General features: G+C 73.3%; 13 protein-coding genes. 4 read left to right on the top strand and 9 right to left on the bottom strand.

Going from position 1 to position 14,463, the window contains the following annotated elements; genetic code table 11:
- Nucleotides 1–131: 131 nt before the first annotated feature.
- Nucleotides 132–2,957, bottom strand: a complete 2,826-nt coding sequence (locus tag O0S08_RS18415; protein ID WP_269040483.1) for a VWA domain-containing protein — start codon at nucleotides 2,955–2,957, stop codon at nucleotides 132–134.
- A gap of 174 nt (nucleotides 2,958–3,131) precedes the next feature.
- Between O0S08_RS18415 and O0S08_RS18410 the strand changes: the two genes are divergently transcribed.
- The 4 genes from O0S08_RS18410 (at nucleotide 3,132) to O0S08_RS18395 (ending at nucleotide 5,604) form a co-directional block, all read left to right on the top strand.
- Nucleotides 3,132–3,692, top strand: a complete 561-nt coding sequence (locus O0S08_RS18410) for a hypothetical protein (protein ID WP_269040482.1) — start codon at nucleotides 3,132–3,134, stop codon at nucleotides 3,690–3,692.
- 23 nt (nucleotides 3,693–3,715) lie between these two features.
- The gene (locus O0S08_RS18405; protein ID WP_269040481.1) at nucleotides 3,716–4,012 is read left to right on the top strand and encodes a tetratricopeptide repeat protein; all 297 of its coding nucleotides are present in this window, start codon (nucleotides 3,716–3,718) and stop codon (nucleotides 4,010–4,012) included.
- Nucleotides 4,009–4,929 (top strand): hypothetical protein, encoded by a 921-nt coding sequence (locus O0S08_RS18400; protein WP_269040480.1) that lies wholly within the window; start codon nucleotides 4,009–4,011, stop codon nucleotides 4,927–4,929. The genes O0S08_RS18405 and O0S08_RS18400 overlap by 4 nt, the downstream gene beginning before the upstream one ends.
- A 315-nt stretch (nucleotides 4,930–5,244) precedes the next feature.
- Complete coding sequence (locus O0S08_RS18395; protein WP_269040479.1) at nucleotides 5,245–5,604, top strand: hypothetical protein; 360 nt, start codon at nucleotides 5,245–5,247, stop codon at nucleotides 5,602–5,604.
- 72 nt (nucleotides 5,605–5,676) lie between these two features.
- On the opposite strand, the gene O0S08_RS18390 is transcribed toward O0S08_RS18395, so the two are convergent.
- From O0S08_RS18390 to O0S08_RS18355, 8 genes are all read right to left on the bottom strand, one after another.
- Complete coding sequence (locus tag O0S08_RS18390) at nucleotides 5,677–6,852, bottom strand: serine hydrolase domain-containing protein (RefSeq protein WP_269040478.1); 1,176 nt, start codon at nucleotides 6,850–6,852, stop codon at nucleotides 5,677–5,679.
- Entirely contained in the window at nucleotides 6,837–7,478 is a 642-nt protein-coding gene (locus O0S08_RS18385; protein ID WP_269040477.1) for a DUF3261 domain-containing protein, read from the bottom strand. The genes O0S08_RS18390 and O0S08_RS18385 overlap by 16 nt, the downstream gene beginning before the upstream one ends.
- Nucleotides 7,475–9,862 (bottom strand): MMPL family transporter, encoded by a 2,388-nt coding sequence (locus tag O0S08_RS18380; RefSeq protein WP_269040476.1) that lies wholly within the window; start codon nucleotides 9,860–9,862, stop codon nucleotides 7,475–7,477. The genes O0S08_RS18385 and O0S08_RS18380 overlap by 4 nt, the downstream gene beginning before the upstream one ends.
- 22 nt (nucleotides 9,863–9,884) lie before the next feature.
- On the bottom strand, nucleotides 9,885–10,562 hold the full coding sequence (locus O0S08_RS18375) for an outer membrane lipoprotein carrier protein LolA (RefSeq protein WP_269040475.1): 678 nt from the start codon (nucleotides 10,560–10,562) through the stop codon (nucleotides 9,885–9,887).
- 64 nt (nucleotides 10,563–10,626) lie between these two features.
- Nucleotides 10,627–11,031: an acyl-CoA thioesterase gene (locus tag O0S08_RS18370; protein WP_269040474.1), complete on the bottom strand. Its 405-nt coding sequence runs from the start codon at nucleotides 11,029–11,031 to the stop codon at nucleotides 10,627–10,629.
- A complete protein-coding gene (locus O0S08_RS18365) occupies nucleotides 11,028–12,557 on the bottom strand; it encodes an HAL/PAL/TAL family ammonia-lyase (protein WP_269040473.1) in 1,530 nt (509 codons plus the stop codon). The genes O0S08_RS18370 and O0S08_RS18365 overlap by 4 nt, the downstream gene beginning before the upstream one ends.
- Nucleotides 12,554–13,537 (bottom strand): lysophospholipid acyltransferase family protein, encoded by a 984-nt coding sequence (locus O0S08_RS18360; RefSeq protein ID WP_269040472.1) that lies wholly within the window; start codon nucleotides 13,535–13,537, stop codon nucleotides 12,554–12,556. The genes O0S08_RS18365 and O0S08_RS18360 overlap by 4 nt, the downstream gene beginning before the upstream one ends.
- Nucleotides 13,538–13,569: 32 nt before the next feature.
- Nucleotides 13,570–14,346 (bottom strand): glycosyltransferase family 2 protein, encoded by a 777-nt coding sequence (locus O0S08_RS18355; RefSeq protein ID WP_269040471.1) that lies wholly within the window; start codon nucleotides 14,344–14,346, stop codon nucleotides 13,570–13,572.
- Nucleotides 14,347–14,463 lie beyond the last annotated feature (117 nt).

Genomic DNA, 14,463 nt, shown 5'->3' with positions numbered 1-14,463 from the left:
CACCGCGCCGATCCGGGAGCCGCGCCGGCCGAAGGCCGCTCGCCCGCGCTCGTAGAATGCCCTTCAAGACATGTCCTCCAGGACACCTCGCAACCTCACCCCCGATCGGGGAGCCGTCGCCCGTCGCGGCCTCAGCCGATCTCGCCGCGCCGCGCCCGGCCGAACGCCACGCGCCGCAGCAGCAGATCGAGGATCAGCAGCGGCAGCGCCAGCGCCCACAGCACCTCGGGCCAGACCGCGCGCTGGCGGGTCCCCTGGGGCGCCCCGGGGGTCGTCACCACCGCGTCGATCGGCCCTGCGTGCGAGCCTTCGGGCGCCAGCGTGGCCAGCCAGGCCGGGTCGGCGTCGAGCTGATCGGGGGCCAGCTCGCCCGGGTACGGCACGCTCGCCTGGCCGGTCGCCTCGGCCACCAGGCGCGGCGGCGTCTGCCCGTCGTCGAACATCTGCGCCTTGATCAGCCGCTGCCCCGCGCGCACCCCGAGGACCGTCGCCTCGTAGCGGCCGGGCGCCGTCAGCTGGGTCGCCAGCTTCGTCGTATGTCCCTCGGAACCTGGCGGAAGGGACGGGTCGATGACCTGCAGCTCGCCGCGCAGGTCGCTGACGAAGCCGGTGCTCGCGTCGAGGTCGACGACCGCGCGGAAGCTGCCCTCGTCGGCGCCGGGGGTGATCCGCAGCGACGCCCCGCCGAGCGACGCGGCGCCCTGGCGCATCAGGTCGCGGGCCACCTGCGACCAGAACTTGGGGAAGCCGTCCCAGCCGATCCAGCGGTGGGCCCAGCGCGGCTTGGCGTCGGACGCGAACGCGGCGGTGCGCCCGAGCCCGCGGCGGCCGCGGACCAGCAGCGGGTCGCCGACGTGCGTGCGCAGCAGCAGCTCGGCCAGCGGCTTGGTCTTCAGCGGGATCACCCCGCCGAGCCCGGGCGCGCGGTCGAAGTCGATCCCGCGCAGCACCTGGGCGCTCTTGGCCACCCGCGGGAACAGATCCCGCTCGACCACCGCGTTGCGGGTCACCTCGCGGGTCTCGCGGGAGAAGATCCGCGGCACGTCGGTGCCGTCCTGGCTGAAGTAGTAGCGGCCGCGGCCGCGCTCGGCGACCCGCGCGAGGAAGTCCTTGCCCGCGCCCGCGCCGACGCCGACCGCCGACACGGTGATGTCGGCATCGCGCATGTCGGTGATGAGGGCCGACACCCCGGCCTCCGGCGACTGCCCGTCGGACAGCAGGATCACGTGCTTGACCAGCGCCTTGCTGCCGGCCAGCTGCATGTACGCCTCGCGCAGGGCCGGCAGCGCGTTGGTCCCGCCGCCGGCGCTGAGCCTGCGGATGTCGCCGGCGATGCGGATGCGGTTGGCCGCCGGTTGCAGGCGCACCAGAGTGACCGGCCGCGAGTCGAACGCGATCACCCCGATCTCGTCGCCCGGGTCGAGCGTGCTGGCCGTCGAGCGAGCTGCCTCTTTGACCAGGTCGAGCCGGTCCTCGCTCGACATCGATCCGCTCTTGTCGATCACCAGCACCAGCGCCAGCGTCGGCTGCTCGCGCTGGCGCTCGCCCTCGAAGCGGACCGGCAGCACGTCCTCGAGCACGCTGCCGCCCCAGCCGCCGACCCCGAACGCGCTCTCGCCCCCGATCATCACGAAGCCGCCGCCGTCCTGGACCCACTTCGCGATCGCCTGCTGCTGCGCCCCCGACACGTGGCGCGACGGCACGTCGGACAGGATCACCAGGTCGAACGGCGACAGCCCCTCGGCCGCCGCCGGGATCGCCGACGCCGCCTCCGCGTCGACCTGCAGGTGGTCGGCCCGCAGCGCCCGCGCCAGCGCGCCCGACGGGTCGCCCTCGCCGACCAGGAGCACGCGCGGTCGCCCGCGGACCTCGCCGACGGCCGCGGCGCGATCGTTGTCGAGGCTGCGGTTGTCGGCCGCGTCGAGCTCGGCCGCGTCGAGCCTGGCCGCGACCACGATCGGCCCCGGCGCGTTGGCGCGGACCGGCACCTTGATCTGCTGCGGCCCGCCGCGCAGCGCCACGTCGACGCTCGGCGACAGCGCGTTCGGCACCCCGTCCTTGTCGACGTACAGCTTGAGCGTGCGCGGCCCGCTGGCCCACACGTCGATCGCCGCGTCGAACGTCTGCCCCACGCGCAGCTCGCCCGGCAGGTGCACGCCCGCGACCAGCACGTCGCCGCGGGCCGCCGGCGCCGCCGTGCGGGTGTGCAGGGCGACCCCGCGGCGGCGCAGGCCCTCGGCCGCGGCGATCAGGTCGGTGCGCTCGGCCACGCTGGCCGCGCCGTCGCTGACCAGCACCACCCGGCCCTCGGTGTCGGGGTCGAGCAACGCCTCCGCCAGCCGCAGCGCCCCCGCGTGGTCGCTGGCCAGGCCGCCGCCTGTCTCTCGGGGCAGCTCGATCTCACCTGCCTCTTCGGACAGCGGCACCGCCTGCGCCCGGCTCGCGTAGCTCACGAGGCGCAGCCGCGTGCGGTCGTCGCGGTCGCCGGTCTCCGCCTTCACCAGCCGCACCACGTCGCGCGCGACCGCCGTGAACGCGGCCAGCTGGCCGTCGTCGACGCTGGCCGACACGTCGACCGCCACCACCACGGTCTTGCCGCGCCGCGGCGCCTGCAGGCTCGGGGCCGACAGCGCCAGCGCCAGCGCCAGCAGCAGCAGCACGCGCGCGCCGAGCTGCAGCGCGACCTGCCAGGCCGGCAGGTCGACCAGCGAGCGGCGCGCGACCGCGACGAGGAACGGCAGCAGCGCGACCGGCATGAGCCACAGCACGGACGGGCGCGCCAGCACGAGCGTGCGGTCGCCGGCCTCGGACAGCCTGGCGGCCAGCCACTCGGGCAGGGTGAACAAAAGGACAGGAACGTCGGGGCCGAAGCGATGCAGCGCCGCCGCGGCGGCGAGGCCGAGCGCCAGCCAGAGGAGCGCCCAGGGGCGAGCCCCGTGGGGTTGTGAGCGGGTCACGGGCGCACCGGGGCGCGCGGGCCAGGGAAAAATCGCATCGGCGAGGGTCCGGCAACCATAGCGCCCCGGACCGCCCGGCAAAAGCCGGCCTGCTGCCGGACGGCGTTCGCGGCGCGGCCGGGTTGCGCGGAAGCGGCAGGGCGGTTAGGGTGCCGCCCACCCGAAGGAAGCGCTGTGAAGCCGATCGAGATCTGTCAACACCTGGGCCAAGGCCACATCGACGCGTACTACGACGAGCTCTCCGGCAAGGAAGTCCGCGAGGTGCTCAAGGCCGGCGGCTGCAGCGTCAACGTCCCGCCGACCGCGTACACGCAGGCCGCCCGCCGCCGCGCCTGGCGCCGCCGCTTCGACACCGAGCTGACCGGGGGCAACGACAACCTCGCGCTCGCGCTCCTGCTCGAGTGGCTGATGCGCCACCACCGCCAGATGCTGGTCGACTACCTCGACTTCCTCGGCGTCAAGCACACCATGGGCGAGACCGACGAGGATTTCTGCGTCACCAACACGCCCGAGAAGCTGCGCGAGGGCGTCGCCGAGCTGCTCAAGAAGTACCCGCCCGCGCACGTCGCCAGCTACCTGCTGCTGGTCGGCCACCTGCAGGACACCCCGGTGTTCGACCAGACCCCCGAGGTCCTCAAGGCGCTGGGCGTCGAGGACGCGGCCGCGGCCGACTACATCGAGAAGCACAAGCAGACCTACAAGCCGCGCATGCGCCAGCAGCAGGCCGCCTCCTGAGGTCCGCCGTGGATCGCCTGGCGATGCTCCGACAGTTCGTGGCCCAAAAGCCAGGTGAGGCGTTCCCGCGCTACGGCCTGGCGATGGAGCTGAAGCGCCGCGGGCAGCTCGTCGACGCGATCATCGAATTCCGCGCCCTGATCGCCAACAACCCCGAGTACGTGCCCGCCTACCTGATGGCCGGCAACGCCCTGGTCGAGGCCGGCGACCGCGACGGCGCCCTGCAGATCCTCACGCAGGGCGAACAGGCCGCGCGCGCGGCCGGTGACGCGCACGCGCTCGGCGAGCTCGAATCCGCCCGCGCCGCGCTGGAAGGGTGAGCGCCACGTCCGGCCCCGCCCACGCCGCCGCGATCGACCTCGTGTTCGCCAGCCCGCGGCGGCTGCCCAAGCCCGCGAGCCTGCGCGGGCGCGTGGTCGTGCTCGACGTCGCCTTCGCGGCCGAGGGCATCGGCAGCGGCTTCGAGAAGATCACCGGCAAGTTCCTCACCGGCCTGGGCGCGCGCCTGGCCCGGTGGGTCGACCACCACGATCACGAGCGCCACGCCCAGTTCCGCGGCGACCCGCGGTTCGTGCTCCACACCAAGGCCGAGCACGGCGCCTGCCCCGAGATCATCACACCGAGGATGGTCGAAGAGACAGGTCCGATCGACACCATCGTCGCCCACTTCGACCTCGACGGCCTCTACTCGGCGGCGAAGTGGCTGCTCGGCGGCGTCGAGCCGTACCCTGGCGCTGACGCCGACGCCCGCGCGGTCGACACCCGAATCGGCGCCGTCGGCCCGGTCGGCACCCTCGTCGACAAGGCCCTGCGGGCCCACTACGAGGACACCGTCCTCCTGATCAAGATCGTCCGCTGGCTGGTCGCCGGCCGCCCGCGCGGCCCCGAGCAGGAGGCGATCGCCGTCGCCGCTGCCGACTTCGACGCCATGGCCGCCGAGGCGGCCGCGCTGGCCCGCGCCTACGTCGTCGAGGACGACGTCGCCCTCGTGCGCGTGCCCCCGAACCCGCGCCCGTTCGACAAGACCGAGCTGCTCCTGCTCGGCCAGGAGCGCGCCACCGTGGCCGTCGTCATCGACGGCCAGACCTTGAACATCGCCGCCGGCTTCGACAGCGGCCTCGACTTCGTCGCCCTGCTCGGCCTCGGCGGCGGCATGCCGACCCGCGTCAGCGTCCCCGCCTCGCGCCTCGACGCCACCCTCGACAAGATCCGCGCCGCCCTGCGCGAGCGCGGCTGAGCCTGTCCTTCGGGACACTGTCGCATTCGACATGTCCCGAGAGCCATCCCCGGCTCCAGGCCACTCCTGTCGCTCGGGGCCGGCCGGCCCGACGCGACATGTCCCGAGAGACATCTCTGTCTCCAGGTCGCCCTGTCGCCGAGGGCCCGCGCGGCGCGGGTCAGCGCGCCCCGCAGCGCGCTCACGCGCCGTCTCCCGCATGATCGCGCCCGGATCGAGCGCTCACTTTGGGTTGCAGGTCGCGGACGCAAATAGGACCCTGCAGCCCGCAGTCCGAGTGCCCACCAAGGGCCCATCCCCCCAGGAGAACCGCTCATGTCGCACCGTATTCGTCTCTCCCTGATCGCCGCGCTGACGTCCGTGATGCTCCCCGCCGTCGCCCTCGCCGACTCCGCCGGCAGCGCCGGCAACGTCGAAGCCCTCACCGTCTACGAGAGCAGCAGCGACAACCACGCCATGTTCAACGGCGCCGTCACGATCAAGGAGCGGACCGGCCAGAAGCGCGACTACAAGTGGGGCGGCTCGCTGTGCCCCGGCCGCGATCTCAGCGCCAACTCGATCAACCTGCTGTTCCAGGCCCTGCGCGAGAAGAAGCAGGTCGAGGTCACGCCGACCTACAAGGCCGGCAACGGCGGCGAGCGCTGCCTCACCGGCTTCAAGCTGGAGAACCGCTGATCCTCAGGCGCCGCGCGCCGCCTGCACGGCCGGCTCGGCCGAGCGTTCGTCGTCGATCATCACCGCGGATCCTCAGGCGGCGCGCGCCGCCTGGACCAGCGCCCACAGCCCCGCCTCGGCCGGCAACTCGTCGTTGATCATCACCGCGACGAACGCCGGCTCGGCCGGCAGGTAGGCGACGACCGCCCGGAAGCCCGGCGCGCCGCCGCTGTGCCCGATCATCAGCCCCGGCCCGCCGGGCACCTCGACCATCATCAATCCTCGCCCGTAGCGCTGCGACGGATCCTCGAACATCGGCGCCATGTCGCGCAGCATCGCCTGCAGCGACGTCGCGGCCACCAGTCGTGCGGCCAGCACCGCGTGCAGCACCCGCACCAGATCGTCGGCCCCGGTGGCGACCGAGCCGGCCCCGTGCGGCACCTCGTAGCGCGTGTCCGCCGGCACCGGAACGCGCGCCCGGTGGCCGCGCACCAGCCCCGCGACCGCCACGCCCGGTTCTTGCCCCACCAGCCCGTGCAGCTCCAGCGGCTGCGCCACCTCGGCCGCGATCACCTCGGCGAGCGAGCGATCGTGACAGCGCTCGACGATCCGCCCGAGCATCACGTAGCCGGTGTTCGAGTAGGACCACGTCGCGCCCGGGCAGAACAGGTTCGCGTGACCGGCCGCCTCCTCGATCAGCGCCTCCGGCGAGTGGTACGCCCGCAGCTCGCGCTCGAAGTTCGGGTCGCTGTTGAAGCTGTAGATCCCGCTCGTGTGCGAGAGCAGCTGATCGATCGTGATGTTCGCCGCGCCCGGGTAACGCGGGAACCACTTCGAGATCGGGTCCTCGATCCCGAGCTGCCCGCGCTCGACGAGCCGCCAGATCAGCGCCGCGGTGATCAGCTTGCCGACGCTGCACGCCTGGAACCGCGCCCCCTCGCCCACCGGCGTCGCCGGCTCCACGCACGCGAGCCCGCGCGTCGCAGTCCACATGCCGCTCCCCGGCACCGCGTAGGCCGCCGAGATCGCCGGCGCCTGCGACCTCGCCAGCACCTCGTCGAGCCGCGTCTCGAGCCGCGCCACAAAGTCGGGCGCCAGCACGCCGCCGATCGCCCCCGCCTGCCGCCCGTCGAGGGGCAGCGCGTCGCGTCGCGGCGCGCCCACGTAACCGCTCGCGCGCCGGCACTCCGGGTCGCGCGGATCGGCCCGACACGCCGCGAGCGTGACCAGGCCGAGCACGCTGCGGCGCGAGATCACAGCGGCTGCCACTGCACCGTCTCGACCGCGATCTCGTAGCCGAACCACCCGTTGACGAGCTTCACCCTGGGCGGCAGCGCCCCGTCCTTCATCCCGCCCTCGTAGGTGATCACGATCGTCCCGGCGGGCTTGCCGTCCTTGCGCTCGAAGCGGCGCTCGAGCAGCGCCCCGCCCTGCCACACCTCGGTCACGGCCTCCTCGCCGACCTCGCCGCGGTGCGTCCCGTCGGCCAGCGGCGCCCCCGGCAGGCCGAGGAACTGCACCCGGTGGACGTCGAGCAGCATGAAGCGCGGCGGGAACGGCAGCTTGCCCTCCGGCGCGAACACCTCGACCTTCACCTCGGCGCCCTTCTGCGCGGCCACGAACGCCTTGGTCGCGAACGGCGTCAGGCCGACCAGGGTCAGCGCGTCGCCCTGCTTCTGCAGCACCACCTCGCCGCCGATCTCGCGGCCCCGCGCCGTCCCGCGCAGCCGCTGGCGGGCCATGAAGTCGGGCCCGGCCAGGCTCGTCGCCAGCGCCCCCGGGTAGTCGGCCTCCGACAGCTGCGGCGGCGCCGTCTCGGCCTCATGTCCCTTCGAACATGCTCCCAGGAGCATGACCGAGGCGACATGCCCGATCGCCCATGTCCTGAGATTCATTCGCGGTCCTTCCCCTCGCCCGCCCCCGCCAGCACCAGGGCGGCCGGCGCCAGCACCAGGCTGAGCAGCACCCCGAGCCCGACCGTGACCCCGATCGCCTGCAGCGCCGGGCTCTGCGACATCGCCAGCAGGCCGAACGCCAGCACCGTCGACAGGCAGGCCAGCAGCACGCTGAGCACCGTCGCGTCGAAGCCGCCCGGGTCGCGTCGGCTCTCGGCCAGGAACACCCCGTAGTCGACGCCCATGCTGAGCACCAGCAGCAGCGCGACGACGTGGAGGATCCCGATCGTCACCCCCGACAGCGCCACCAGCGACAGCGCCGTCGCGGCCGCCAGCACCGCCGGGGTGAACGCCGCCAGCGCCAGCCCCAGCCGGCGATATCGCAGCCACACCATCGCCAGCACCGCGAACAGCCCGAACACCACCAGCTCGAGCGTGCGCGCGCGGTAGCGGCCGAACGCCGCCTGCATCATGCCCTGCTGGTCGAAGTAACGCACCTGCGCCAGGCCCTGCAGGCGGGCCTGCAGCGCCGCGACGTCGTCGACCCCGCGCAGCAGCGTCACCAGGGCCACCTCGCCGCCCTCGATCTCCGCCCGGAACGTCCGCGCCGCCTCGGCCAGCGGCGTCGCGGCCAGGTCGGCCGGTCGCATCACGTCTGGCCCGTGGGACATGTCCGAAAAGAACTTGGCGAACGAGCCGGCGCGGAAGCCCTCGGCCACGAACGCCGCGTCGAGCCGGGCCGGCAGGCTCGGGTCGGCCAGCGCCGCCGCGTTGTCCTTCTGCAGCGCCGCCGACCACACCAGCGCGTGCAGGCTGCGGAACGCCTCGATCTCCCCCGCCGCCTGGGCCGCGCGCAGGCGGACCGCGACCGCGTCGTTGCCGGCCAGCGCCTCCTCCTCGTCGGCCCCGAACGCGACCACGAAGCGGCCGCCGTCCATCCGCGACACCCGCGACCGCACCCGCTCGTCCTCGGCCAGCATCGCCGGATCGAGCGCGGTCAACAGGCGCACGTCGTCGGAGAACTCGATCCGCGGCAGCCCGACCACGCACAGGCCGAGCGCCGCCGCCGGCAGCACCGCCACCGCCGACCGCCGCCGCCGCATCGCCGCCACCACGCGCGCCAGCCCGGCGGCCGCCCGGCGCTGCACCCAACCTGGCTTTGGGGCCATGGGCAAAAGGTCAGGCAGCCAGTAGCGCGTCGCCAGGGCCGCCACCAGCACCCCGATCGAGGCGAACAGCGCCACCTCGCGCAGCCCGGGGAAGCTGGTCCACGCCAGCCCGGCGAAGCCCGCCACGGTCGTCAGCGCCCCGAGCAGCAGGCCCGGCCAGATCCGCCGCGCGCTGTGGCGCGGCCCGCCGCTCGCCGGGTCGAGCATGTGGTGGTTGAACAGGTGCACCGAGTAGTCGATGCACACGCCGATCAGCGTCGCCCCGAACGCCAGAGTCAGCCCGTGCACCGCGCCGAACAGCGCCAGGCAGGCCGCCAGCGCCGCCGCCACGCCGGCGACCAGCGGCGCCAGCGACAGCAGGACCAGCCGCGGCGAGCGGAACATGACGAGGAACAGCGCGACGATGCCGACCAGCGAGACGGTGGAGATCCGGCCGATGTCGGCGCGCATGCTGGTCTCGGCCGCGAGGGCGAAGCGGGCCACGCCCGACTGCTCGAGCACCAGGCGTCCGCCCGACTGCGCGTCGACCTCGGCGAACGCCGCCTCGATCGCCGCCTGCAGCGGCGCCTGGTCCGTCGCGTCGAACGGCGAGCTGCGGGTCGCCAGCATCACCAGCGCGTGCTGGTCCTCGGCGACGAAGTGGCCGTCGCGCAGGCCCACCCCGCCGCCCTGGGCCGCCTCGAGCCGGCGCAGCTGGGCCGGATAGGCCAGCAGCGGGTCGGCCGGCGCGATCTGCTTGATCACCCCCGACGTCGGCAGGCCGAGCTGGCGCCGCAGCTCGCGGGCCGCCGCGCGCAGGCCGTCGTCGGACAACCTGTCCTGAAGCGCAGCTGGCTCGTCGGCCAGGAGGAAGAACCGCCGCGGGTAGTAGAGGTTGTGGATCGCCTCCGCGTGCAGCTCGCCCGGCCCGGTGCGCAGCCACGCCACCTCGGGTCGGCTCTGCAAGCGGTCGGCCAGCGCCTGCGCCCCGGCGATGGCGACGTCGGGCTCGCCGCGCTCGTCCGAGACCGACAGCACCAGAGTGCGCGTCAGCTCCGAGCTGGCCATGCCGCGCGACAGGGCCGCCAGCTTGGGGTCGGCGACGTCGGCCATGAACGCGGTGATGTCGGTGACCACCTGCAGGCGCAGGACGCAGAACGCCACCAGCCCGGCGACCAGCGCCGCGCCGAGCCCCGCCCGCCACGCGCTCGGCCTGTCTGATCGGGCAGGTTCCATGGAACAGGTGATGAGCGCGGCCTCAGCGGCCCGCCGGCGCCGCCGCGGCCGGCTTGGGCGGCAGGCTGAACAGCGACGCCTGCTCCTCGGCGGAGAACTTGCGCCTGGGATCGACGCCCGAGAAGGTGGTGACGGCCTCGTCGCCGCCGACCTCGACCACGCGCATCGTCGAGATCACGACCCCGTCGCCCGCGATCTCGACCCGCTCGATCAGCTTGTCGAGCGGCGCGAGCTTCGGCTTCAGCTTCAGCGTCCAGCGCTGGCCCTCGGCCTGCAGCTCCATCGCGTACATGGCCGCCAGCGCCTCGCGGTCGCCGGCGAAGATCCGGACGAACGAGTCGACGAACAGCCGCACCGCCGGGCTCTTGTCGAGCGCGATCTCCTCGCGGCCGGCGTCGTCGGCCAGCTTCAGCGCGCTGCCGTCGATCACCACCACCGAGCGGGCCGGCTTGGCCGTGTGCCGGGCCAGGCGCGACTTCTTGCCGTTGGGCACGAAGTAGATCGTGCCCTCGTTGACGAGCGGCGCGGCCAGCAGCGCCATCCGCTTCTCCTCGCGGAAGCTGGCCTGCAGCCCGCTCATCCCGGCGAACTGCCCGAGCAGCTGCTCCAGCGTGATGCTGGCGACCGCCGGCGCGGCCACCGTGATCGGCAGCGGCTCGGCCGCCTGGGCCTGGCCGATCGAGCCTGTCATGACGGCCATGACCATGAGGACATGCGCGAAACGACCTGTCCTCACGGACATGCGTGCTCGCGGCGTGAGCGGGCTACACCAGGTACTTGAGCAGCGCATCGGGCGTCTCCTGCAAGAGGCGACCTTCCTGGTCGGTGGTGACGAGGATCGTCTGCCCGCGGGCCGAGCAGCGGTCCTGGTTGAGGTTGCGGATCCGGTAGGCCACCACCAGCCGCGGCTGGACCGACACGAACCACGCGTCGACGCGCACGCGGTCGGCGTAGCGCAGCGGGTAGGTGTAGCGGCAGTGGCTGTCGACCAGCAGCGCGGCGTAGCCGAGGCGGTGGAGGTCGGGGACGTCGAGCCCGCGCGAGCGCATCAGCGCGGTCCGGCCGTACTCCATGTACTTGTAGTAATGCCCGTGCCAGACGATGTGGAGGATGTCCACGTCGTGGAACGGGACCTCGAACTCGACCGAGACCTCGTGCAGCCGGCTCACGACAGCGCTCCGATCGGCAACGCGCCCGCGCGCAGCAGCGTCAGCACCGCGGCGATGTCGTGGTCCTGGCGGCGGTCGGCGTCGACCCTGGGGATGACTCCGCGCACCGCCGCGTGCAGGGTGCGCGCGCGCGCGTGGACGTTGTGGCCCGAGCGCAGGTCGACCGCCTGGCACATGGTGAGCAGCCCGATCGCGGCGACCGTCTCGGTCAGCTCGACGATCCGCAGGCAGTCGCGCGCCGCGATCGTGCCCATGCTCACCTTGTCCTGGTTGTGGCATTCGGTGCTTCGGCTGAAGACGCTGGCCGGCATCGTCAGCTTCAACGCCTCGGCCGCCAGCGCCGAGGCCGAGATCTGCATCGCCTTGAAGCCGTGGTGCGCCGCACGATCGGGCCCCTCGCGCCCGACCAGGTTCGCCGGCAAGCCCGCGTTCGTGTCGGGGTTGCAGACCAGCGCGATCTGGCGATCGACCAGGTCGGCGAGGTTGGCCACCGCCGTCTTCAGGGCGTCGAGCGCGAAGCAGGCGTGACCCCCGTAGAAGTTGCCGCCGTGCAGCACCTCGCCGGTCTCCGGGTCGACCAGCGGGTTGTCGTTGGCGCCGACGATCTCGACCTCGAGCCACTGCCGGACCCAGGGTAGCGCGTCGACGAGGACCCCGATCACGTGCGGGGCGCAGCGGATCGAGTAACGGTCCTGGATCCGCGCGGGGGCGGCCGGCCGCGGGTACTCGATATCCTCGCGGATCCACCGCGCGCAGGTCCTCTGGCCCGGGTGCGGCTTGGCGGCGAAGATCCGGTCGTCGAAGTGAGCGGGATTGCCGCCGAGGACGTCGCTGCCCATCGCCGTCAGCGCCGCGCACAGGCGCGCCAGCCGCTGCGCGCGGGCGACCGCCAGGCAACCGAGCCCGACCATGACGCTGGTCCCGTTCATCAGCGCCAGGCTCTCCTTGGGCTGCAGCGTCAGCGGCGGGACGCCGGCCTCGCGCAGGGCCTCGGCGGCGGGCGTGACCTGTCCCTTGAACCAGACCTCGCGCTCGCCCACCAGCGCCGCGACCACGTACGACAGCGGCGTCAGATCGCCGCTGGCCCCGACCGAGCCCTCGGCGGGGATCCGCGGCAACAAGCGGTGCCTCAGCAAGTCGCACAGCCGCTCGAGCACCTCGACGCGCACGCCGGACCAGCCGCGCGCGAGCGCGACGAGGCGCACCGCCACGACCGCCGCCGCCTCGACCTCGTCGAGGATCCGCCCGGTACCGCAGCCGTGGAAGCGCATCAGGTTGACCGGCATCGCCGCCACGTGCTCCGCCGGGACGGCGGTCTCGCACGAGTCGCCGAACCCCGTCGTGACCCCGTAGACCACCTCGCCGGCGGCCAGCCGCCGCGCCAGGTGGTCGGCGCCGCGGGCCAGCAGCGCCCGGTACTCCGGGGCGTCGTCGAGTGCGGGGAAAGCTGTCCCTTCGGCCAGCTGGACCACGTCGTCGAGGCCGAGCCCGCCGGGCCCCACGATGAGCACGCGGGCGCTACTCACTCCGACCTCCAGAACTCGTAGAAGTTGAACCAATTGAGCGGCGCGAGGCGGCAGTAGTGCTCGAGGCGTTCGGCGTAGCGCTGGACATGGGCGGCGGTGGCGGCCTCACGGCGGCCTCTGGGGAGTTCTAATTGTTCGGCGAAAGGCTCGCAATAAAGATCGTAGCGGTCGGGCCCGTGATAGAGGCCGAAAGTCAAGTAGATCGGGCACTTTAGCAGCGCCGCGAGGGTGTAGGGGCCGGTCGGGAAGCGCGCGGGGGCGCCGAGGAAGGTCGCCGTGGAGGTCTTGTCGTTGACCCCGACCCGGTCGCCGAGCACCGCCACCAGCTCGCCGCGCTCGATCGCCTCCTTCGCGGCCAGGATGTAGCTGGTGTCGCGCGGGTCGATCGGGATCACGCGCACGTCGAAGTCGGCCCCGACCGTGCGCAAGAAGTCGTTGATCATCTTGGCGTTCTGCCAGTACGCGAGGATGTGGATCGGCAGCCGCTTGTCGACGCTGCTGGCCCGCATCGCCTCGAACGAGCCGAGGTGGGCCCCCAGCAGCAGCGCCCCCCGCCCCTGCTGCTGCAGCGCCCGCAGGTGCTCGATGCCCGTGTGCGTGATGCGGAACCGCGACGTCTCCCCGCGGACCAGGAACACGCGGTCGAGGGCGCAGCGGGCGAACGTGTAGATGTGGCGCCAGCTGGCCCAGAACCCGTGCGGCTGGCCGATCCGCCGCAGGTAGTCCTGCGAGGCCCGGCGCGCCGCTCCGGCGAACAGCGCGTAGTAGAACGTGATCACCGCCAGCAGCGCCCCCGCCCCGCGGCGGCCGAACACCCGGCAGAACAGCAGGGTCGCCTTGATCCCGATCACCGTCCCGCGCTCGGGCCGGGTCATCCACGCCCGGTCGCCCTCGCCGGCGCCGACCGCCGGCGCCGCGCTCGCGTCCCCGGAGGACGTGACCGCCGGGACATGTCCCTTCGCGCCTGCCTCTTCCACCATGGCCGATCGAACCTGTCCTCTCGCGCAGCCGGTCAGCGACCGGCCGGCAGCGCCGGGCGGCGCAGGCGGCGGTAGAGGTCGATCCACGGGCGCACCATCACGCGCTGGAACGACAGCCGGGTGTGCAGCCACGAGATCTTGACGTTGTCGCCGAACACGCGGAAGTGCGACACCCCGCCCTCGTCGCGGCCGATGTAGCGGACCTTCGTCGGCAGGTTGATCACCGGCACGCCGGCCCACACCAGGCGGACCGCCACCTCGATGTCGAAGTCCATGCGGTCGCCGGTGCGCCCGAGCGCCAGCGCCGGCGCCAGCGGGTAGACCCGGAAGCCGCACATCGGGTCGGTGATGACGCCGCGCCCGGCCTCAAAGTTGGTCCAGAACAGGGTGATCTTGCGGGCGATGAGCCGCCCTTTCGGCGCCGACGCGTCGTACACCGGCGCCCCGAGGATCAGCGCGTCGGGCCGCCCGCGCGCGGTGGCGAGGAACTGCGGGATGTCCCCGAGGTCATGTTGGCCGTCGGCGTCGACCTGCAGCGCGTGGGTGTAGCCGAGCTCGTGGGCGAACTGGAACCCGGTCTTGACCGCCGCCCCCTTGCCGCCGTTTTGCGCCCGCCGCCGCACGTGCGCCAGCCCCTCGGCCCCGAGCGCCTCGACCGCCGCCCGCCCCTCCGGCCCCGAGCCGTCGTCGATGACGACGACGTCCGGCAGGTGCGCCTTGACCCGCAGCACCACGTCGCGCACCGTCCGCGGGTTGTCGTAGGTCGGGATCAGCGCGCACGGCCGGAACGAATCTGTCCCGGCGGACATGTCCCCTGCGCCCCGGGTCCCTCCTCCTACCACGCGCGGACCCGCCGCTCCGACCCCGTCCGCGCTCACGTCCACCCCCCGGGCCGCCCTGTCCCTGCGGACATCTCTTGTGCTCGC

It is taken from the genome of Nannocystis punicea, from assembly GCF_026965555.1.
Taxonomy (GTDB): domain Bacteria; phylum Myxococcota_A; class Polyangia; order Nannocystales; family Nannocystaceae; genus Nannocystis; species Nannocystis punicea.
This window is presented reverse-complemented; position numbering and strand designations above follow the sequence as displayed.